We start from the raw sequence: 22,222 nt of genomic DNA, 5'->3' as shown, positions 1-22,222 counted from the left end.
CAAATGAGCCCACAATTCAGTATATATGCAGTGTTGTTATTCAGTCTCATTCTACTTTTTTTATTGATTGGGTTTGTGTTTGTCTATCTATTCATAGCGAAAAAGCAACGATTGCTCTCGCACGTCCAGATTTCAGAGGGGCAACGGAAGCGTAAGCGAAAGCTGAGAGAGCGGATTGCCGGCCCTTTGATCAGAGCTTCTGAATACGCGGGTCCAACCGGCATCAAATACCCGTTTTTCTCTGACAAAGAGAAGGACGAGCTGTTGCTGGTGAAAGCAGGGAATCCACTCGGTTTAAGATTGGAAAGCTTTTATGGCATGCGTTTCGTGCTCGGATTGAGTGGGCTGACTTTTTCGATTTTTTATGTATTCCTTGGTATGCCGTTCAGCTTGATGGTCCTTTTACTGTTTCCGTTAGGAGGCTTTTTCGGTCCGAATCTCTGGCTGTTGTTGAGGGCGAGAGAACGCCAGGAACAAATCAGTACGATGATGCCGGATTTCCTAGATACTGTGAGCGTCACTTTGCAGGCTGGGGTAAGCTTAGACGGGGCATTGAAACAGGTGACGAAACAGCTGACGGGCCCATTGAGTGAAGAGATCGACCGGTTCAACCGGGAGATTGAACTAGGTGTACCGAGACGTACCGCGTATGAAAACCTGTTGAATCGAAACTCTTCCAAAGAGTTGAAGATGCTTGTCTCTTCCTTGCTGCAAGGTTCGTCCTTAGGCGTTCCGGTTTCTGAAACGTTTAAAGTTCAGGCGGATGACTTACGGGCGATGCGTGGATTCAAAGCGAAAGAGAAAGCAGCGAAAGCGAGTCCACAAATTACGTTAGTTACGACATTCTTTGTTGCGCCAGCCGTTTTTTTCCTGATTATCGGCATGCTCATCTTGAATGTCATTTATAATCCAGGTGCATTCGGTTTAGACTCCTTCTTCTAAGAAGGGTTTACTATAAATCTACTAACCATAAAGGAGAGATATTATTATGAAGAAAATGTATGTAAAGATGACGTCTGCTCTCAATAAATATGTAAAAAATGAACGAGGAGCTCAGGCGTTGGAGTGGGTAGCTTTAGGGCTGGTTGTATTAGCAATCATGGGCGCAATTGCAAGTTCCCTACAAGGTGGAGGGGCTACAGACATTGCGAATGCGATTAAAGAAAAAATTGCACAAATGATCAGCGATATGTAACGGATATGTTCAGGAGACTAAAAAAACTCACAAAAAATGAGCGTGGGTCACAGCTGATCGAATTCATAGCTGTATTCCCGATGGTGATTCTCGCCATGATGTTCATTTGGCAGATGGCCCTAGTGGCCTACACAGTTGTTGTTTCTGAATCAGCTGCTCGTGATGGTGCACGAGCGGCAGCGGTGGATGGAAATGCTGCTGAAGTAGCCAAAACTTCTGCTGGGAACTTGGAATTAGAAAGTGTAAATACCGAAGACAACGGCGAAGAAGTGACCGTTACAGTAGTCGTCAAAGTTCCAACGGTATCCATACCGCTTGTAGGGCAAATTGATTATACTTTGGACGCGGATGCAACGATACCGAAAGAGGAAGAAATTGAGGATTGATCAACGTGAAAAAGTATTTGGAAAATCAACGTGGCGGCAGTATGCTCCTAGTCATCGTAGGTATGCTGCTTGCCTCCATTTTTATCAGTTTCATGTTTTTCGATTTCTTTAACGTGTTCATTTCAAAACGGGTCAGCCAGACGAGTGCGGATGCCGCTGTGCTAGCAGCTGCGAAAGAGGCTAGGTTGGTCTATGAAGAAAAGTATACGGATGCAATCGAGTCTGAACTGGAAGACTTGCGCGACCTTTTTGATGATAAAAAAGAAGATGATGGAAGTGAAGAAGGTGGAGAGGGAGAAGAAACTGAGCCCCCACCTAATCCAGATACGATATTCGATGGACTCATTGATGAAGTGAACAAAATTTATAAAAAAGCGACAATGCCACCTAGTTTAAAAGATTGGCTGGAAGATCCAGATGCTGAAATCGATCCGGTTGAAGCATTAAAGTATTTTTATGATGATGATGAGCTTAGTTCGATGGCTTGCTCAGCTGTAAAAGGAGACATGGAACGGATTCGTCAGGCTGCAGAAGATTATGCAAAGAAAAATGGAGCTGACCGCAACGTAACTGTAGATTTCAAACAGAGTGAATTCAAGATTTTCGTAGAATCAGAAAAAGACGGAAGCTTTGTCACAGTCGATGATGAGTTATTCGAAGGAATTGATGCAGACGCTTCCGCGACGATCAAACAGCCGAAAGGGATCGACATCGAATGTAACTAGTGAAACTAGGGCGAGATGAACAGGTTAGGGAAAACTCGGGAGGAAAGGAAATGATGGATTCCAAAGCAACATGGCAAAAACGGATGATCATCTTATTCGTCACGTTGTTTGCTCTGCTCATACCCGTCGCAAGTGTGAGTGCGAACATCGGCAATTATGAGTATGAAGATAACGGGCTGACCAGTACAGATGGTGACGGTTCTGGTGAAAATGAGAACAATGATCCTGGTGGGCTTGTTGGTTGGTTTGTAAAAGCGAAAGATATTACTGGGGACTTTGTTGATAAAACCCGTGACTTTTTTGATCCGGCGATAGAAGCTGGAAAAGATACATGGGAGTGGACCAAGGGTAAGTTTTCTGACGGCTGGGAATGGACGAAGGATAAAGCTTCAGACGGTTGGGATTGGACCAAGAATAAATGGGGTGACTTTACTGAATGGACTGGAGATGTCTGGGAAGCAACACCTGATTGGGTCAAATCTTCTCTCGCTTTTGTTGGAGTGGGAGCCGCAGCGGTTGGTATTGCTGCTGCAGGTATCATCTCCGCACCCGTTGCAGCTGTTGCTATAGTAGGAGCAGGTCTCGCCGGCGGACTCTATTATGCTCTGAACGGAGGATCCGATGCCTATAGTTTCACTGGAGCACTAGGATGGACTGCAGGAGGCGCAATCCTTGGTGGTGTAGGCCAGGCAATTGGGGCTGTAGGAGCAGGGCTGAATGCCTTAAGAATTGCCGGAGGAAGACAGCTCGCATCTATGAGACTAGGATATATCTTGAACAGGTTTGCTACTGGTGGTAGCGGCTTGAGAGCAGGGTTGCAGGTGGCGAAAGGATTGGGAGCGGCATGGTTAAAGGTTGGATCACCTTTAGCGATTATTACATTTCTTTCACATATAACTAACTTTGCTTTAACAGGTGAATTAGATAGAGGTGAGATGTTCTTTGATGTAGGTGTAACATTTCTAACTGCACCACTTGGTTTTGGTCTAACAAAAAGCTTGTTAAGTTCTGTAAGAACATTTAAAGTGTTTGCTACTCATTTATTTGGTGGTGCGGTAATTGGTGGTTTTTCAAATGTTGCGATGCAAGCCTATAAAGGTGATGCGACTGCAATGGACTTTCTCATAGGTTCAGCTGTAGGTTTATCATTCGTGATACCTGATACTTATGTAAATAAAGTTGTAAATAATTCGAGTGTAGAATATTCATATGAATATCTTAAGAAACAGTTAAGTGATGTCTGGTCAAATCACATGGATCAAAAAGTAGATTCAAAAGGGAACAAATAATTACTAGTAAGGAGTAACTAATGAGTGACAAGACATGGAAATATGTACAAATATTTTGTTATACATTCATAATTGTCGGAGGTTTCTTTGCGGTTTATTTAACTGCTGAACCAGTTGGTAATGGGGAATATCAAATGGTAAGAAGACCCTGGTGGTTTAACCCGTTAATTGGTCTGTTACTTGTTTCTGGATTTACAGTAACTTTAGCAGAGGTCCGTCGCCGGAATGGGGGAGAAGTTACAGGTAAAGTAGTCGGTCAAACATTTCTATGGATTGCTATAACAGTAGGTTTCCTTATGTTTATTTGGTATTTAAGAGGAGATTTTAATTAGTAGATTAAGTGTCTTTTTTTGATGCATTCGGGAATATAAATGCTGGAGTTATAATCCAAACATTCTTGTACATCGGATTCTTTGGGGAGTTATATTTCTATTCAGGGATCTAACCGGCTAACTTAATTAGTAATTCTTAATCTGAGGTTGAACCTAATGAGTGATAAAACGTGGAGATTATTTCAAATATTAGGTTATCTAATCATCATTAGCGCAGTAGGGGTAATGTTTGCAGTTACTGAACCGGTTGGTGAAGGAAACCGTAAGATGATTGAAAGGCCATGGTGGTTTAATTGGTTCGTTGGATTAACCGTCATATCCGTGTTCACAGTAACTTTAGCAGAGGTCCGAAGAAGAAATGGTGGTGTGGTTAACGGTAAAGTCATCGCCCAAACCATCACATGGATTGCTATTATAGTAGGTGGATTAATGTTCGTCTGGTACCTACGTGGTGATTTCAACTAATTCAAGGAGTGAGTATTAGTGAGTAGTAAAGATTGGTCCATCGTACAGTGGGCTTCCTTTGGTGGAGCTCTATTGCTTCTGTTCATGACTTTCTTGATGACAGGAGATATACAGGGGAACCGATTGGTCCTCGTCAATCCAACTCCTTGGATGTATGTTCTTTTCGGATTATCTATGATCGGCTATTTCTTTTTCATATTGGCTCACATCTGCAAGCGTAATGACGCGAAAAGAATCACCTTACGTCTTGCAGGACAAGCTTTCTTTTGGACGGTTATCTTTTATTGGGCACTTTATATCATTAATCAAATCTAATTTTACATAATACAATACACGACTTGAGGAGGAAAAATATGAAAAGGGCGTATTCGATTATATCTCTTATTCTATTAGTAGTATTCATCACAGCATGCTCAAACGATTCAAGTGGTGAAGCATCTAAGGAAAAAGAAAAGCCAAAAGAGAAACAAGAGGAAACGTTCGATTATCCTGAAGCGGCTACTGACGCGGAAGGAATCATTGAACAGGGAGCAGGAAAATATACGGAAGTTATTTTTGAAGAAGATGAAGACCAAATTGATACTCAAAAGCTAGAAGAAGATTTTGTAAAAGAGCTAAAGGACCTACCGAGTGATGTTTCAACTGAACAAATCTATGACTTTATGATTGCAAATGGGGCGTTCCCTTATCAGAAAGTTAATCAACAATATGATGATTTCGACCCTACCTATTTAGTGAACGCAGCTGAAGGGGAACAGAAGAAGCCAAAAAACATCGTCTTTCTATTAGATGCCAGTGGTAGTATGGCTGGACAGGTGACAGGCGGTGTGAAGATGGATCTTGCAAAATCAGCGTTGAAACGAGCTGCTAGTAACCTTGATCCATCGACGAAAGTGGCATTAAGAGTTTATGGTCACAAAGGAAGTAATGCGGATAGTGATAAAAAAGTGTCGTGCGACAGCAGTGAAATGGTCTATCCTTTGAACACCTATAATGAAGAAAACTTCCAAACAGCTCTATCCAAGTTTAAGCCCACTGGCTGGACGCCGATTGCATCTTCGCTACAGTTAGCAAAGGATGATTTTAAAGGTGCAAATGGTAATGAAGTGGAGAACATCATTTATGTCATCAGTGATGGTGTAGAAACCTGTGATGGGGATCCGGTCCAGGCTGCAAAAGAAATTCATGAATCGGACTTAAACATTACCGTAAATGTCATAGGGTTTAACTTAAACCAAGAAGGCAAGAAACAATTAAAAGCAACCGCACAAGCAGGTGGGGGAAAATATAAGGACGTAAACTCTCAAGCTGACCTTCAACAATCCTTGCAGGAGTTTGTTGATGAAGTAAAAGCAGGAATATATAGAGATCTCGACAATGTGAAAGAGGGAATAAATATCAACACCTGGTATTTAGACCAATCCAACAAGCTAAGAAAGATTAATGACAACTTCTCCGTATTTGCAAAGAAAGAATATAACCTATTGACTGGGTTCTTAGACGGTATTGAAGATGAAGGAAAGCTGAAAGAGGGCATGTATTCAGATTTGAGAGATATGATTTATCAACGCTCTGAAACAATGAAGGAATACAGTCAAAAACGTCATGATGAATTGGAAAAAGAATTAGAAGAAGCTCACAAACAAGCACAAAAAGAATTAGATGAAAAACAGAAAAACAATTAAACTATAAGAAGAATAGCCTGCGACGGCTATTCTTCTTTCCTTCTAAAAGGAGTCAGCCACCCTGCAATGAGCGAAGAGAAAGGTACCCCCATTACAATGGCTAAACAAATATGTACGATATCGGCCATGGAACTGTAAGGGACTATGTATCGGAAGACCAATTTCATCAATTGCAAAAACCCGTAGAACGAAAGTAGGAAGATCATTGAATATAGGATTCTGTACACATTAGACCACCATCCTTTACAGCACTTTCTTACTATATAAAATACATTCACTAATACCGTTTAAAATCCTTTTTAATTTTTTTCGGATTTATGGTTGACCGTCTATAACATGGATGGTATATTAGAAAAGTCGCTTCGGGAGAGAGGCGAAAACAGCTCTTTGAAAACTGAACAAAAGCCAAGCGTGAAACGGGTTTTTATATAAAAACCCCGAATCAATTTCGATTTACATTTAATGAGCAATCAAACACTTTATTGGAGAGTTTGATCCTGGCTCAGGACGAACGCTGGCGGCGTGCCTAATACATGCAAGTCGAGCGGATCAATGGGGAGCTTGCTCCCCTGAGATCAGCGGCGGACGGGTGAGTAACACGTGGGCAACCTGCCTGTAAGACTGGGATAACTCCGGGAAACCGGGGCTAATACCGGATAATACTGACCACCACATGGTGGAAAGTTGAAAGATGGCTTCTAGCTATCACTTACAGATGGGCCCGCGGCGCATTAGCTAGTTGGTGAGGTAAGGGCTCACCAAGGCGACGATGCGTAGCCGACCTGAGAGGGTGATCGGCCACACTGGGACTGAGACACGGCCCAGACTCCTACGGGAGGCAGCAGTAGGGAATCTTCGGCAATGGGCGAAAGCCTGACCGAGCAACGCCGCGTGAGCGATGAAGGCCTTCGGGTCGTAAAGCTCTGTTGTTAGGGAAGAACAAGTACCGTTCGAATAGGGCGGTACCTTGACGGTACCTAACCAGAAAGCCACGGCTAACTACGTGCCAGCAGCCGCGGTAATACGTAGGTGGCAAGCGTTGTCCGGAATTATTGGGCGTAAAGCGCGCGCAGGCGGTCTCTTAAGTCTGATGTGAAAGCCCACGGCTCAACCGTGGAGGGCCATTGGAAACTGGGGGACTTGAGTACTGGAGAGGAGAGTGGAATTCCATGTGTAGCGGTGAAATGCGTAGATATATGGAGGAACACCAGTGGCGAAGGCGGCTCTCTGGCCAGTAACTGACGCTGAGGCGCGAAAGCGTGGGGAGCAAACAGGATTAGATACCCTGGTAGTCCACGCCGTAAACGATGAGTGCTAGGTGTTGGGGGGTTCCACCCTCAGTGCTGACGTTAACACATTAAGCACTCCGCCTGGGGAGTACGGCCGCAAGGCTGAAACTCAAAGGAATTGACGGGGGCCCGCACAAGCAGTGGAGCATGTGGTTTAATTCGAAGCAACGCGAAGAACCTTACCAGGTCTTGACATCCTTCGCTACTTCTAGAGATAGAAGGTTCCCCTTCGGGGGACGAAGTGACAGGTGGTGCATGGTTGTCGTCAGCTCGTGTCGTGAGATGTTGGGTTAAGTCCCGCAACGAGCGCAACCCTTGATCTTAGTTGCCAGCATTCAGTTGGGCACTCTAAGGTGACTGCCGGTGACAAACCGGAGGAAGGTGGGGATGACGTCAAATCATCATGCCCCTTATGACCTGGGCTACACACGTGCTACAATGGATGGTACAAAGGGCAGCAAAACCGCGAGGTTGAGCGAATCCCATAAAGCCATTCTCAGTTCGGATTGCAGGCTGCAACTCGCCTGCATGAAGCCGGAATTGCTAGTAATCGCGGATCAGCATGCCGCGGTGAATACGTTCCCGGGCCTTGTACACACCGCCCGTCACACCACGAGAGTTTGTAACACCCGAAGTCGGTGAGGTAACCTTTTGGAACCAGCCGCCGAAGGTGGGACAGATGATTGGGGTGAAGTCGTAACAAGGTAGCCGTATCGGAAGGTGCGGCTGGATCACCTCCTTTCTAAGGAGTCCTTTTAGGACATAACAGCCCTTCGGGGCAACACGCTTTGGCTTTTGTTTAGTTTTGAATGAGCTTGTTTTACATCATATATAACAAGATTGTTCGGGCCTATAGCTCAGCTGGTTAGAGCGCACGCCTGATAAGCGTGAGGTCGGTGGTTCGAGTCCACTTAGGCCCACCATTTTTGAATATAAACCTTTTGGGGCCTTAGCTCAGCTGGGAGAGCGCCTGCCTTGCACGCAGGAGGTCAGCGGTTCGATCCCGCTAGGCTCCACCATTATCCTATTGACATTCCGTTGGTAGGGTTTTATAATTCATAAACACATCATTCTTAGTAGAATGATAGAAACGTTCCTTGAAAACTAGATAACGAAAATTCTTGAAAACAAGACATCGAAACGTCATTTAATGACAAAGTAAGTAAAGTGTAAGTTCATTCATAACGTGGTTAAGTTATGAAGGGCGCACGGTGGATGCCTTGGCACTAGGAGCCGACGAAGGACGGGACGAACACCGATATGCTTCGGGGAGCTGTAAGTAAGCTTTGATCCGGAGATTTCCGAATGGGGGAACCCACTGTCCGTAATGGGACAGTATCCATACCTGAATACATAGGGTATGAGAAGGCAGACCTGGGGAACTGAAACATCTTAGTACCCAGAGGAAGAGAAAGCAATCGCGATTTCCTGAGTAGCGGCGAGCGAAACGGAATCAGCCCAAACCAAGAGGCTTGCCTCTTGGGGTTGTAGGACACTCTATACGGAGTAAGAAAGGAACGGCGTAGGCGAAGCGGTCTGGAAAGGCCCGCTAGAAGAGGTAACAGCCCTGTAGCCAAAACGTCGTTCCCTCCAGAGTGGATCCTGAGTACGGCGGGACACGTGAAACCCCGTCGGAATCTGGGAGGACCATCTCCCAAGGCTAAATACTCCCTAGTGACCGATAGTGAACCAGTACCGTGAGGGAAAGGTGAAAAGCACCCCGGAAGGGGAGTGAAAGAGATCCTGAAACCGTGTGCCTACAAGTAGTCGGAGCCCATTAACGGGTGACGGCGTGCCTTTTGTAGAATGAACCGGCGAGTTACGATAACGTGCAAGGTTAAGTTGAGAAGACGGAGCCGCAGCGAAAGCGAGTCTGAATAGGGCGAAGGAGTACGTTGTCGTAGACCCGAAACCGAGTGATCTACCCATGTCCAGGGTGAAGTTCAGGTAACACTGAATGGAGGCCCGAACCCACGCACGTTGAAAAGTGCGGGGATGAGGTGTGGGTAGGGGTGAAATGCCAATCGAACTCGGAGATAGCTGGTTCTCCCCGAAATAGCTTTAGGGCTAGCCTCGTGGTGAGAGTTCTGGAGGTAGAGCACTGATTGGACTAGGGGTCCCCACAGGATTACCGAATTCAGTCAAACTCCGAATGCCAGGAACTTGTCCACGGGAGTCAGACTGCGAGTGATAAGATCCGTAGTCGAGAGGGAAACAGCCCAGACCATCAGCTAAGGTCCCCAAGTATACGTTAAGTGGAAAAGGATGTGGAGTTGCCCAGACAACCAGGATGTTGGCTTAGAAGCAGCCACCATTTAAAGAGTGCGTAATAGCTCACTGGTCGAGTGACTCTGCGCCGAAAATGTACCGGGGCTAAACGTATCACCGAAGCTATGGATTGTACCTTTGGTACAGTGGTAGGGGAGCGTTCGAAGGGCTGAGAAGCGAGACCGGAAGGACTCGTGGAGCGCTTTGAAGTGAGAATGCCGGTATGAGTAGCGAAAAGAGAAGTGAGAATCTTCTCCATCGAAAGCCCAAGGTTTCCTGAGGAAGGCTCGTCCGCTCAGGGTTAGTCGGGACCTAAGCCGAGGCCGAAAGGCGTAGGCGATGGACAACAGGTTGATATTCCTGTACCACCTCCTTTCCGTTTGAGCAACGGGGGGACGCAGGAAGGTAGGGAGAGCGCGCTGATGGATATGCGCGTCCAAGCAGTCAAGGCCGGTGGATAGGCAAATCCGTCCACCATACGGCAGAGCTGTGATGGCGAGGGAACTAAAGTACCGAAGTCCCTGATCCTACACTGCCAAGAAAAGCCTCTAGCGAGGAAAGAGGTGCCCGTACCGTAAACCGACACAGGTAGGCGAGGAGAGAATCCTAAGATGCTCGGGAGAACTCTCGTTAAGGAACTCGGCAAAATGACCCCGTAACTTCGGGAGAAGGGGTGCTCTGATAGGGTGTATGCCCGAGAGAGCCGCAGTGAAAAGATCCAAGCGACTGTTTAGCAAAAACACAGGTCTCTGCGAAGCCGTAAGGCGAAGTATAGGGGCTGACACCTGCCCGGTGCTGGAAGGTTAAGAGGAGGGGTTATCCCTTACGGGAGAAGCTCTGAATCGAAGCCCCAGTAAACGGCGGCCGTAACTATAACGGTCCTAAGGTAGCGAAATTCCTTGTCGGGTAAGTTCCGACCCGCACGAAAGGTGCAACGACTTGGATACTGTCTCAACGAGAGACCCGGTGAAATTATAGTACCTGTGAAGATGCAGGTTACCCGCGACAGGACGGAAAGACCCCATGGAGCTTTACTGTAGCCTGATATTGGATTTTGGTATCGTTTGTACAGGATAGGTAGGAGCCTTAGAAGCCGGACCGCTAGGTTCGGTGGAGGCGTCGGTGGGATACTACCCTGACGGTATTGAAATTCTAACCCAGGACCGTGATCCGGTTCGGAGACAGTGTCAGGTGGGCAGTTTGACTGGGGCGGTCGCCTCCTAAAGTGTAACGGAGGCGCCCAAAGGTTCCCTCAGAATGGTTGGAAATCATTCGCAGAGTGTAAAGGCACAAGGGAGCTTGACTGCGAGACCTACAAGTCGAGCAGGGACGAAAGTCGGGCTTAGTGATCCGGTGGTTCCGCATGGAAGGGCCATCGCTCAACGGATAAAAGCTACCCTGGGGATAACAGGCTTATCTCCCCCAAGAGTCCACATCGACGGGGAGGTTTGGCACCTCGATGTCGGCTCATCGCATCCTGGGGCTGAAGTAGGTCCCAAGGGTTGGGCTGTTCGCCCATTAAAGCGGTACGCGAGCTGGGTTCAGAACGTCGTGAGACAGTTCGGTCCCTATCCGTCGCGGGCGCAGGAAATTTGAGAGGAGCTGTCCTTAGTACGAGAGGACCGGGATGGACACACCGCTGGTGTACCAGTTGTTCCGCCAGGAGCATCGCTGGGTAGCTACGTGTGGACGGGATAAGTGCTGAAAGCATCTAAGCATGAAGCCCCCCTCAAGATGAGATTTCCCATCGCGTCAAGCGAGTAAGATCCCTCAGAGATGATGAGGTTGATAGGTCTGGTGTGGAAGCGTGGTGACACGTGAAGCTGACAGATACTAATCGATCGAGGACTTAACCACAATACTTACGTTTTCAAGAACCGTTATCTAGTTTTGAAGGAATGGTTCCTTCAACTAAATAAAGATTTGTCAGAATCGAGAGATTCAAGGAAGCTAGTGAGGAATCACCGGAGTGTACTTAGCTTGTACATGAGGATGAGAGCGAACGAAGCTGACACAGAAGGTCGAAGGTTATCACAAATCGCAAGTCTGGTGATGATGGCGAAGAGGTCACACCCGTTCCCATGCCGAACACGGAAGTTAAGCTCTTCAGCGCCAATGGTAATTGGGGGCTTCCCCCTGTGAGAGTAGGACATCGCCGGGCGTAAAAAGGTGAAACGTACACCATGTCGTTTCATCTTTTTTTGTGCCTAAAAGCAAAAACTATAATGATTTGAAGAACAGCTATTAAGCTGTTCTTTTTTCATTTTTTCTTATTTAAATCTGGGAAGACTTATAATACCACGAAAGAAGATACTTCTATGTAATAGAGTATTGATTTCGCACGCAACTTCACGACACTCCTCGAAAATGAAATTCGCATTTTCTTCGTGCGATGTAACGCTGCCGAAGTTTTCCTTGTCCTGCGGGAATAGCGAGCCAGGCGAGACCTAAGAAGAAATGTCTAGCTCAGCTCCCAGTCACTTGGATCACTTCAGACTTCCTGTGGCGGCCACAGCCTCCTCGTCAGTCTTCCAGTGACCTACGTGACTACCCGGGTCGCTTGCGCTTTTCTAATGCCCGCGGAAAGGGAGTGAATTTCAAAGAAATCAATATATTCTTCTAAGAGAAATCAAATTTATCTTTCCATTTCAAGGATTCCTCTTTTTCTTTCACAAACTTTCGTGCTATCCTAAGAGTTACAAAAAATGAAAACTTGAGTTTTGGAGGTTTTACAAAGTGCTTGAAAATGGCTATATATTGATTGCGATCATTCTCATCATCAACATTGTATATGTAACATTCTTCACGCTGCGTATGATCCTGACGTTGAAAAACCAGCGATATCTTGCAGCGGCGACAAGTGTCATTGAAGTCCTCATCTACGTGATCGGACTTGGAATCGTACTCGAAAACCTGAATGAAATCCAAAACCTGATCGCCTACGCGGTCGGTTACGGAATCGGCGTCATCGTCGGTATGAAGATCGAAGAAAAGCTTGCACTTGGTTACATCACAGTCAACGTAATCACGAAAGAATTCGATTCAGACATTCCATCGGCTCTTCGTAACAAGGGCTATGGTGTTACAAACTGGCTCGCGGATGGACGAGATGGTCCACGTCTTATGATGCAGATCCTGACTTCGAGAAAATCCGAATACGATCTATACTCTACGGTAAAGCAAATGGATGAGAAAGCCTTTATCATCTCGCATGAACCGAAAGCCTTCTATGGAGGGTTCTGGGTCAAGGCAGTACGGAGGTAACGAACGATGGATAAGAGCAAACCGAAAAAGAAGAAGTTCGAAGTATTGGAAAACGAGAGCATCTCAGACTGCCTCGATCGCATGCAGAAAGAAGGCTACATGCCTGTAAGGCGGATGGAAGAGCCGGTTTTCCAAGAAAAGACGCAAAATGGGAAGAAAGACGTGGAATATTTACGACAAAAAGTGATTTTTGAAGGTAAATTACAGTGAAATCCGAACATTTGATTCGTAAATTTATCCAACGTTCGATTTTTCGTTGACATACGCGTTTTGGCGTTGTTACAATATAACTGAATCAAAAAGCTCTCATATAATCTTGGGGATATGGCCCATAAGTTTCTACCCGGTAACCGTAAATTACTGGACTATGAGGGAAAGCGAACGGTATGCCAGAAATGGAACGTGCCCAGGATTTATTATGCTTTCTCACATCCAAGAGAAACAAATAAGATCCTGGGTCTTTTTTTCGGACAAAAATAGGTAGTACATAGATGGAAAGGTTTGGTGAGGTCATGCACGCATTAGTAGGTGTCATTATGGGAAGTACATCGGATTGGGAGACGATGAAACATACGTGTGAGGTTCTTGAAGAACTTGAAATTCCGTACGAGAAGCGAGTCGTATCGGCTCATCGTACGCCTGAACTCATGTTTGAATATGCAGAGGAAGCACGTGATCGAGGGATCCGGGTCATTGTAGCAGGGGCTGGTGGAGCCGCACATCTTCCGGGTATGGTCGCAGCGAAGACGACCTTGCCGGTCATCGGAGTTCCGGTTCAATCGAAAGCTCTGAATGGTCTGGATTCGCTTCTATCGATTGTCCAGATGCCTGGCGGAGTTCCGGTCGCAACGGTTGCGATTGGAAAAGCAGGCGCGACGAACGCTGGACTTTTAGCGGCACAGATTATAGGCACGACTTCAGAGGATGTAGCTTCTCGACTTCAGAATCGACGAAACCAAACGAAAGAAAAAGTGTTGGAAAGCAGTGGTGAATTGATATGATGAAACCAATTTTACCTCCTCAAACGATCGGGATATTGGGTGGCGGTCAGCTCGGCAGGATGATGGCGATTGCGGCAAAAGAGATGGGATTCAAGGTAGCGACCGTCGATCCGACAGAAGGTTCTCCGTGTGGATTGATTGCCGACATCGAAATTGTAGGTGACTATGCGAGTGAGGAAGCACGCACGAAATTGGCTGAAGTGAGTGACGTCATTACGTACGAATTTGAAAATGTCGACCTTGCGACAGCTGAGTGGTTGGAGAGGAATCACCATCTGCCACAGGGCAGCCGGCTTTTACAAGTGACACAGGACCGGGCAGAGGAAAAGCGCACGCTTGAAGCAATTGGCGTTCAAGTCGCCCCTTATGAACTGGTTGACGAGTGGGCAGAACTTGAACCGGCGCTTGAGAAAATCGGATATCCAGCGATTTTGAAAACGACCCGTGGCGGCTATGACGGGAAAGGTCAGGTCATGATTGAGGCGCCTCAAGATTTGAAGGCAGCAGAAGAGTTGCTTGCTGGTGGTACTCCGTGTGTGTTAGAGAAGAAAATCAACTTTGCAAAAGAGATATCGGTGATCGTCGCTCGGAACACGAGTGGTGACACGGAAACGTTCCCGGTTGCCGAGAACATCCATAAAGATCACATTCTGTATCAATCGATCGTTCCAGCGCGTGTTTCGGAAGCGAGCCTGGAACAAGCGGAAAGCCTTGCGAGAAAGATTGCGAGCGGGTTAGAGCTAGTTGGTACTTTGGCGGTCGAGATGTTCCTGACGAATGATGAGGGCATTTATATCAATGAATTGGCACCGCGTCCACACAATTCTGGGCATTATACGATTGAAGGCTGTATGTTCTCGCAATTCCAGCAGCATATCCGCGCAATTTGCGGATGGAAGCTTGGAAAGCCGACCTTGCTGAAGCCAAGCGTAATGGTGAACTTGCTCGGACAAGACGCTGCGACGATATTGGAAGTTGCACCATTGTTTGATGATGTCCATCTTCATCTATATGAGAAAAAGGAAATCAAGGACAAACGGAAGATGGGACATTTTACGATCATAAACGATTCATTAGAAGATGCAGTCGATCAAGCAGAAACCATCGTTAAGAACTTACAACAAAAAGACAACTTGGAGGAAGTAAAATGATTGAACGCTATACACGACCTGAAATGGGTGCGATTTGGACAGAAGAAAATAAATTCAAAGCATGGCTCGAAGTAGAGATTCTTGCATGTGAAGCATGGGCAGAGCTTGGCGACATTCCGAAAGAGGACGTTGCGAAGCTCCGTGAAAACGCTGGTTTTGACGTGAACCGCATCAATGAGATCGAAGCGGAAACGCGCCATGATGTGGTCGCTTTTACAAGAGCGGTATCGGAAACACTTGGTGAAGAGCGCAAATGGGTCCATTACGGACTGACTTCTACAGACGTCGTTGACACAGCCCTATCCTACTTAATCAAGCAAGCGAATGACATACTACTGGCGGATGTCGAGAAGTTCATTGAGATTTTAAAAGAAAAAGCGGTAGAGCATAAGCACACGGTGATGATGGGAAGAACGCACGGTGTCCATGCCGAACCGACGACATTCGGTTTGAAGCTTGCGCTCTGGTACGAAGAGATGAAGCGTAACAAAGAGCGTCTCGAGCAAGCGGTGGAAGGCATCCGTTTCGGAAAGCTTTCAGGAGCGGTCGGGACGTACGCGAACATCCCTCCGTTCGTTGAGGAGTATGTGTGTGAAAAGCTTGGTCTGAACCGTGCACCGGTATCCACACAAACGTTGCAACGTGACCGACATGCACATTACATTTCAACGCTCGCACTCGTCGCGACATCAATTGAGAAGTTCGCAACGGAAATCCGAGGCTTACAGAAGAGTGAGACGCGTGAAGTCGAGGAATTTTTCGCAAAAGGACAAAAAGGATCTTCCGCAATGCCGCATAAGCGTAATCCAGTTGGCTCTGAGAACATGACTGGTCTTGCGCGTGTGATTCGAGGCCATATGGTAACGGCGATGGAGAACGTGTCTTTATGGCATGAGCGCGATATTTCGCACTCGTCCGCTGAGCGCGTGATCATTCCGGACAGCACGATCCTATTGAATTACATGCTGAACCGATTCTCCAATATCGTGAAAAACTTGACAGTGTTCCCGGAGAACATGAAACGCAACATGACGAGAACGTACGGCTTGATCTACTCGCAGAGAGTGTTGCTTTCACTGATCGACAAGGGCATGAACCGTGAAGAAGCATACGACCTCGTGCAGCCGAAAGCGATGGAAGCTTGGGAGAAAGGCATCCAGTTCAGAGAGTTGATCGAAGGGGAAAAGCGAGTGACCGATATGCTTTCACCAGAAGAGATCGACGACTGTTTCGACTACAACTACCACCTGAAGGAAGTAGACAACATTTTCAAACGCGTTGGACTTGAGTAAACCGCCGCACAGGCGCGAGGAGGAACGTTGGATGGAAAAGCAAGCGTTACTGTATGAAGGGAAAGCGAAGCGTGTGTATGAAACGACCGATTCAGAAATCGTCTGGATCGAGTATAAAGATGAGGCGACCGCCTTCAACGGCGAAAAGAAATTGACGATCACAGGGAAAGGCCGATTGAACAACGAGATTTCAGCGTTATTGTTCGAGAAGCTCCGTGAAAAAGGGATCGAATCCCACTTTGTGAAAAAGCTTTCGGAAACCGAGCAGCTCGTGAAAAACGTCCAGATCATTCCGTTAGAGGTCGTCGTAAGGAACGTTGCGGCCGGTTCGCTTGCTCACCGTTTAGGGATGGAAGAAGGCGAAGTGCTGCCAGAGACGATCGTAGAGTTCTACTATAAAAACGATGACCTGGGTGATCCGTTGTTGACGCGTGATCACATCCGCGTACTCGGTCTGATCGAGGAAACAGAGCTGGCCCTTTTACGAGAGAAGGGTCTAGCAGTAAACGAAGTGCTCGTGCCATATTTCAAATCTCTGAACATCGACTTGATCGATTTCAAGCTCGAGTTCGGCATCGGACCGGATGGAGACGTCCTGCTCGCAGATGAGATTTCACCTGACACATGCCGATTGTGGGATGCAGAAACGGGAGAGAAGCTCGATAAAGACGTGTTCCGTCGCGACCTCGGAAGTTTGACCGACACATACAGTAAGCTGTTGGAACGATTGACGATTACGCCTTAAGCAAGCGTTTAGTAGATCAATAGAATAAAAGGGTTCCGAAATGGAACCCTCCATATGAAAAATTTTAAGAATGTTGTGTTTTTTAAGAAAAAAAGTTGTTGTGAAAGGAAATTCACGAGACTCCAGCGGGATAAGCGAGCCAAGCGAGACCCCGCACTTTTAATAAGGATCTTCGACTAAGTACCACCACGTCCTGTGGTGAACGTCGAAGCCACCACATCCTGTGGAAGTGAGGCTTGCGGATCGCCCGCGGAAAGCGAAGTGAATTTCACAGAACAACAAATCTATGAACGATAAAAAACAACCACTCGGGGAGGCCGATTTCATGTATAACGTTAAAGTTTTCATCACTTTAAAGGAAAGTGTTCTAGATCCACAAGGAGCTGCTGTGAAAGATTCGCTCCATCGTCTCACTTACAACACAGTTGAAGATGTACGCGTAGGAAAATACATTGAATTGACGCTAAAGAAAGAAGATGGCGACATCGATCAGCAAGTACGAGAAATGTGCGAGAAGCTTCTTGCGAACACGGTCATTGAAGACTATACGTATGAAATCGAGGAGGTCATTCCTCAATGAAGTTCGCCGTCGTCGTTTTTCCAGGATCCAACTGTGACATAGACATGTACCACGCCATCAAGGACGAGCTGGGAGAGGAAGTCGAGTACGTCTGGCATGACGACCAAGACTTGAAGCACTTTGACGGCATTCTCATACCGGGTGGATTCTCGTACGGAGACTACTTGCGAAGTGGTTCCATCGCTCGCTTTTCCAACGTGATGGAGTCGATTTACGAAGCGAACCAGGCAGGCAAGCCAATCCTCGGTGTCTGCAACGGTTTTCAAATTTTACTAGAAGCAGGATTGTTGCCAGGCGCTATGCAACGGAACGAAAAACTGAAATTCATCTGTAAGCAGGTCGAGCTTGAAGTGGCGAGCAACGAAACGATGTTTACTTCTCTTTATGAAAAAGGGGAGAAGATCACGATTCCGGTCGCACACGGTGAAGGCAACTACTACTGCGATGAAGCGACATACACGAAGCTCGCTGCAAACAACCAGATCGCGTTCACCTATGCAGAAAACATCAACGGTTCCAGACACGGAATCGCAGGCATAACGAATGAAAGAGGAAACGTCCTTGGCATGATGCCTCATCCAGAGCGAGCGGTAGATGCTTTGCTCGGTAGCGCGGACGGACTGAAGCTGTTTCAATCAATCGTGAAATCTTGGAGGGAAGCACATGTCACTACTTCATGAACCAAATGCAGAAATGATCAAGGAACAGAAGCTTTATCAGGAAATGGGCTTGAACGATAGCGAGTTCGGTATGGTCGAATCGATCTTAGGCCGTCTTCCGAATTATACGGAAACAGGGCTTTTCTCGGTCATGTGGTCCGAGCATTGCAGCTACAAGAACTCGAAGCCTGTTCTACGGAAGTTCCCGACAGAAGGCAAGCGCGTCCTCCAAGGTCCAGGAGAAGGGGCTGGAATCGTCGATATCGGTGACGATCAAGCAGTCGTTTTTAAAATTGAAAGCCACAACCACCCGTCTGCCATCGAGCCGTATCAAGGGGCAGCAACAGGAGTGGGCGGCATCATCCGTGACGTGTTCTCGATGGGTGCGCGTCCGGTCGCCTTGTTGAACTCTCTTCGTTTCGGCGAGCTAACTTCTGATCGAGTGAAGTATTTGTTCGAAGAGGTTGTCGCTGGAATCGCAGGTTACGGAAACTGTATCGGTATCCCGACAGTCGGTGGAGAAGTGCAGTTTGATGCTTCTTACGAAGGCAATCCGCTCGTGAACGCGATGTGTGTCGGCGTGATTGATCATAAGGACATCCAAAAGGGTCAGGCAAACGGAATCGGCAACTCGGTCATGTACGTTGGTGCAAAGACTGGACGCGATGGTATCCATGGTGCGACGTTCGCTTCGGAAGAATTGAACGATGCGTCAGAGGAAAAGCGTCCGGCAGTTCAGGTCGGCGACCCGTTCATGGAAAAGCTTTTACTAGAAGCGTGTTTGGAGCTTGTCCAATCAGATGCACTTGTTGGCATCCAGGACATGGGCGCAGCAGGTCTGACTTCGTCCTCGAGCGAAATGGCGAGTAAGTCAGGCGTTGGGATTGAGATGAATCTCGACCTTGTCCCGCAACGTGAAACGAACATGACGCCTTACGAAATGATGCTTTCTGAGTCTCAAGAGCGTATGTTGATCGTTGTGAAAAAAGGACGCGAAGACGAAATCAAGCAGATTTTCGATAAATGGGAACTTGAAGCAGTCACGATCGGTCAAGTGATCGAGGAAAAAGAACTTCGCTTGCTTCATAACGGTGAAGTCGTTGCGAACGTTCCGGTCGATGCATTGGCGGAAGAAGCACCGGTTTACCACAAGCCGAGTGCAGTCCCTGCATACTATGAAGCGTTCCAAACGCAAGAAGCTTACCAACCACAAATCACAGATTACAAAGATACATTGTTGAAACTGTTGGCTCAGCCGACGATTGCAAGCAAGTCATGGGTGTTCAATCAGTACGATCATATGGTTCGCACGAGCACGGTTGTTTCACCTGGTTCAGACGCAGCGGTCGTCCGGATCCGCGGAACGCGTAAAGCGTTGGCGATGACGACAGACTGTAACTCTCGCTATCTATACTTGGATCCTGAAGTCGGCGGTAAAATCGCAGTTGCTGAAGCGGCGCGGAACATCGTGTGTTCTGGAGCAGAACCATTGGCTATTACAGACTGCTTGAACTTCGGAAACCCTGAAAAGCCGGAAATCTTCTGGCAGCTTGAGAAAGCGGTTGAAGGGATGAGCGATGCATGTCGCACCTTATCAACACCAGTCATCAGCGGAAATGTTTCATTGTACAACGAAACGAATGGCGTCGCGGTTTATCCAACGCCGGTTGTTGGCATGGTCGGACTTGTCCATGACATCGACCACGTCACGACGCAAGCGTTTAAAGAAGCAGGAGACGTCATCTACATGATCGGTGAAACGAAGCCGGAATTCTCCGGAAGTGAGCTTCAGAAACTATTAGAAGGATCAATTTCGGGTAAAGCACCAGAGCTTGACCTGGAAAAAGAATCCCGCTATCAATCTCAACTTTTACAAGCGATTCAAGGGGGTCTCGTCCAATCTGCTCATGATGTAGCAGAAGGTGGAGTAGCGGTGGCACTAGCGGAATCCATGATGGACGCGGAACTCGGCGCATCTGTCACACTATCAGGAGAGGAAGCAGCGGCACTATTCAGTGAATCTCAGTCTCGTTTCCTCGTATCCGTCAAACCGGAAAACGCGGAGCAGTTTGAAAGTCTCGTAGACGCGACGAAGATCGGTTTCGTACTGGATCGCGCAATGCTACGTATCGATACACCAGAAGGGAAAGAGCTCGTTTCGGCGACGAAAGATGAGCTCGAGACAGCTTGGAAGGGAGCTATTCCATGTTTGCTGACATCAAAGGTTTAAACGAAGAATGTGGCGTGTTCGCGATCTGGGGTCACCAGGACGCGTCGCAGCTCACATATTACGGTCTCCACAGCCTCCAGCACCGCGGGCAAGAGGGTGCTGGTATTGCGGTGACAGACGGCGAACAGGTGAAATTTCATAAAAACAGCGGGCTCGTGACGGAAGTGTTCAACAAAGGCGAGCTCAACACGTTGACAGGGAAAGCGGCAATTGGGCATGTGCGTTACTCGACGGCTGGTGGCACGGAATATGCCAACGTCCAGCCGCTCGTATTCCAATCTCAGCGTGGCGGCCTGGCGCTTGCGCATAACGGCAATCTTGTAAACGCCAACATGCTGAAGCAGCAGCTCGAAGCGCAAGGCAGTATCTTTCAGACGACATCCGATACGGAAGTGCTCGCGCATCTGATTAAGCGCAGCGGTCTTTATAATCTGCGTGACCAGGTGAAGAACGCACTGTCGATGATCAAGGGGGCTTACGCGTTCGTCATCATGACCGAGAATGGCATCATGGCCGCTCAGGATCCGAACGGATTGCGTCCTTTGTCTCTTGGTAAAATCGGCGACGCGTATGTCGTCGCCTCTGAAACGTGTGCGTTCGATGTCATCGGCGCGGAATATATCCGGGACGTGCGTCCTGGGGAGCTGTTGATCATCAATGACGAGGGGCTCGAGACGGATTCGTTCACGTCCTCGACGAACCGGGCGATCTGCAGCATGGAGTATATTTATTTTTCCCGGCCAGATAGCCATATTGATGATATCAACGTCCATACCGCTCGTAAAAACTTGGGTAAACGCTTGGCGGCTGAAGCCTTCGTGGAAGCGGATGTTGTCACAGGTGTACCGGATTCCAGTATTTCAGCGGCAATCGGTTATGCCGAAGCGGCAGGGATTCCGTATGAGCTTGGGTTGATCAAAAACCGCTATGTCGGACGGACGTTCATCCAGCCTTCTCAAGCATTGCGTGAGCAAGGCGTGAAAATGAAGCTGTCGCCGGTTCGTGGAATCGTGGAAGGGAAACGTGTCGTAATGGTTGATGATTCGATCGTCCGTGGGACGACGAGCCGACGTATCGTGCAAATGTTGCGTGATGCAGGGGCTACTGAAGTCCACGTGCGCATCAGTTCACCGCCGATTGCTCACCCGTGCTACTACGGCATCGACATTTCTTCGAAGGAAGAGTTGATTGCGTCGAACTACTCTGTGGAGGAGATCCGTGAGATCATTGGGGCGGATTCACTCGAGTACTTGAGTGTGGACGGCATGCTGGAAGGCATTGGGCGGAATCAGAGCGAACCGAACTGTGGGCAATGCCTAGGCTGTTTCACAGGCAAGTACCCGACGGAAATCTACCCAGACACCGTACTACCACACGAAAAAGAGCTGGTATTTAAGTAAACGGACTCTATAGCAGGTGCTAACTTTCCCCAAATGATCTTCAACCTGGATTTGGGGAAGGATAAGGAGTTTATCGTTACCGAAAGTGAGCGAAACTCTGATTTGGGGAAGGATAAGGAGTTTATCGTTACCGAAAGTGAGCGAATCCCAAATTTGGGGAAGGATAGGAGCTCTACCGTTACCGAAAATGAGGAATCCCCGAATTTCGAGAACGATACGCAGGAAAAATCAAATAACGTGAGCTTTTTTAAGAAAAAAGCTTCCGA

The 22,222-nt window shown here is 47.5% G+C and carries 19 protein-coding genes, 2 tRNA genes, 3 rRNA genes and 1 riboswitch; all 24 genes read left to right on the top strand.

The window, feature by feature from the left end; all coding sequences use genetic code 11:
• Positions 1-3 precede the first annotated feature (3 nt).
• The gene (locus ACXQIQ_RS11255; RefSeq protein ID WP_439302463.1) at positions 4-942 is read left to right on the top strand and encodes a type II secretion system F family protein; all 939 of its coding nucleotides are present in this window, start codon (positions 4-6) and stop codon (positions 940-942) included.
• A gap of 46 nt (positions 943-988) precedes the next feature.
• Positions 989-1,195 (top strand): hypothetical protein, encoded by a 207-nt coding sequence (locus ACXQIQ_RS11250; protein WP_439302462.1) that lies wholly within the window; start codon positions 989-991, stop codon positions 1,193-1,195.
• A gap of 95 nt (positions 1,196-1,290) precedes the next feature.
• Positions 1,291-1,581, top strand: a complete 291-nt coding sequence (locus tag ACXQIQ_RS11245) for a hypothetical protein (protein WP_458025490.1) — start codon at positions 1,291-1,293, stop codon at positions 1,579-1,581.
• A 5-nt stretch (positions 1,582-1,586) separates the two neighbouring features.
• Positions 1,587-2,306, top strand: coding sequence for a pilus assembly protein TadG-related protein (locus ACXQIQ_RS11240; protein ID WP_439302506.1), 720 nt, complete (start codon positions 1,587-1,589; stop codon positions 2,304-2,306).
• A 50-nt stretch (positions 2,307-2,356) separates the two neighbouring features.
• A complete protein-coding gene (locus ACXQIQ_RS11235; protein WP_439302460.1) occupies positions 2,357-3,595 on the top strand; it encodes a hypothetical protein in 1,239 nt (412 codons plus the stop codon).
• Positions 3,596-3,615: 20 nt separating this feature from the next.
• Positions 3,616-3,927, top strand: a complete 312-nt coding sequence (locus tag ACXQIQ_RS11230; protein WP_439302459.1) for a hypothetical protein — start codon at positions 3,616-3,618, stop codon at positions 3,925-3,927.
• Positions 3,928-4,152: 225 nt separating this feature from the next.
• Entirely contained in the window at positions 4,153-4,392 is a 240-nt protein-coding gene (locus ACXQIQ_RS11225; protein WP_439302458.1) for a hypothetical protein, read from the top strand.
• A gap of 18 nt (positions 4,393-4,410) precedes the next feature.
• Positions 4,411-4,707: a hypothetical protein gene (locus ACXQIQ_RS11220; RefSeq protein WP_439302457.1), complete on the top strand. Its 297-nt coding sequence runs from the start codon at positions 4,411-4,413 to the stop codon at positions 4,705-4,707.
• A 38-nt stretch (positions 4,708-4,745) separates the two neighbouring features.
• On the top strand, positions 4,746-6,077 hold the full coding sequence (locus ACXQIQ_RS11215; protein ID WP_439302456.1) for a VWA domain-containing protein: 1,332 nt from the start codon (positions 4,746-4,748) through the stop codon (positions 6,075-6,077).
• A gap of 479 nt (positions 6,078-6,556) precedes the next feature.
• A 16S ribosomal RNA gene (locus ACXQIQ_RS11210) occupies positions 6,557-8,108 on the top strand.
• Between the two features lie 104 nt (positions 8,109-8,212).
• Positions 8,213-8,289: transfer RNA gene (locus tag ACXQIQ_RS11205), tRNA-Ile, on the top strand.
• 20 nt (positions 8,290-8,309) lie between these two features.
• A tRNA-Ala gene (locus ACXQIQ_RS11200) sits at positions 8,310-8,385 on the top strand.
• 169 nt (positions 8,386-8,554) lie between these two features.
• Positions 8,555-11,491, top strand: a 23S ribosomal RNA gene (locus ACXQIQ_RS11195).
• Between the two features lie 188 nt (positions 11,492-11,679).
• A 5S ribosomal RNA gene (gene rrf, locus ACXQIQ_RS11190) occupies positions 11,680-11,795 on the top strand.
• The 16S, 23S and 5S rRNA genes sit together here with 2 tRNA genes alongside, the layout of an rRNA operon.
• Before the next feature lie 575 nt (positions 11,796-12,370).
• Complete coding sequence (locus ACXQIQ_RS11185) at positions 12,371-12,898, top strand: DUF2179 domain-containing protein (RefSeq protein ID WP_439302256.1); 528 nt, start codon at positions 12,371-12,373, stop codon at positions 12,896-12,898.
• A gap of 6 nt (positions 12,899-12,904) precedes the next feature.
• Positions 12,905-13,108, top strand: a complete 204-nt coding sequence (locus tag ACXQIQ_RS11180) for an NETI motif-containing protein (protein ID WP_439302255.1) — start codon at positions 12,905-12,907, stop codon at positions 13,106-13,108.
• A 76-nt stretch (positions 13,109-13,184) separates the two neighbouring features.
• A riboswitch (purine riboswitch) is annotated at positions 13,185-13,286 on the top strand.
• A gap of 124 nt (positions 13,287-13,410) precedes the next feature.
• A complete protein-coding gene (gene purE, locus ACXQIQ_RS11175) occupies positions 13,411-13,899 on the top strand; it encodes a 5-(carboxyamino)imidazole ribonucleotide mutase (RefSeq protein ID WP_439302265.1) in 489 nt (162 codons plus the stop codon).
• Positions 13,896-15,050, top strand: coding sequence for a 5-(carboxyamino)imidazole ribonucleotide synthase (gene purK / locus ACXQIQ_RS11170; RefSeq protein WP_439302254.1), 1,155 nt, complete (start codon positions 13,896-13,898; stop codon positions 15,048-15,050). The genes purE and purK overlap by 4 nt, the downstream gene beginning before the upstream one ends.
• The gene (purB, locus tag ACXQIQ_RS11165; RefSeq protein ID WP_439302253.1) at positions 15,047-16,342 is read left to right on the top strand and encodes an adenylosuccinate lyase; all 1,296 of its coding nucleotides are present in this window, start codon (positions 15,047-15,049) and stop codon (positions 16,340-16,342) included. Before purK ends, purB begins: the two co-directional genes overlap by 4 nt.
• A gap of 31 nt (positions 16,343-16,373) precedes the next feature.
• Entirely contained in the window at positions 16,374-17,087 is a 714-nt protein-coding gene (gene purC / locus ACXQIQ_RS11160) for a phosphoribosylaminoimidazolesuccinocarboxamide synthase (RefSeq protein ID WP_439302252.1), read from the top strand.
• 325 nt (positions 17,088-17,412) lie between these two features.
• Positions 17,413-17,667: a phosphoribosylformylglycinamidine synthase subunit PurS gene (gene purS, locus ACXQIQ_RS11155; RefSeq protein ID WP_349409291.1), complete on the top strand. Its 255-nt coding sequence runs from the start codon at positions 17,413-17,415 to the stop codon at positions 17,665-17,667.
• Positions 17,664-18,347, top strand: a complete 684-nt coding sequence (purQ, locus tag ACXQIQ_RS11150) for a phosphoribosylformylglycinamidine synthase subunit PurQ (protein WP_439302251.1) — start codon at positions 17,664-17,666, stop codon at positions 18,345-18,347. Before purS ends, purQ begins: the two co-directional genes overlap by 4 nt.
• The gene (gene purL, locus ACXQIQ_RS11145; RefSeq protein ID WP_439302250.1) at positions 18,331-20,556 is read left to right on the top strand and encodes a phosphoribosylformylglycinamidine synthase subunit PurL; all 2,226 of its coding nucleotides are present in this window, start codon (positions 18,331-18,333) and stop codon (positions 20,554-20,556) included. Before purQ ends, purL begins: the two co-directional genes overlap by 17 nt.
• Positions 20,532-21,956: an amidophosphoribosyltransferase gene (gene purF, locus ACXQIQ_RS11140; RefSeq protein WP_439302249.1), complete on the top strand. Its 1,425-nt coding sequence runs from the start codon at positions 20,532-20,534 to the stop codon at positions 21,954-21,956. The genes purL and purF overlap by 25 nt, the downstream gene beginning before the upstream one ends.
• Positions 21,957-22,222 lie beyond the last annotated feature (266 nt).

Source organism: Pseudalkalibacillus sp. Hm43, assembly GCF_054170705.1.
Note: the sequence above shows the minus strand (reverse complement) of the source record. Positions and strands in the feature narration are given on the sequence as shown.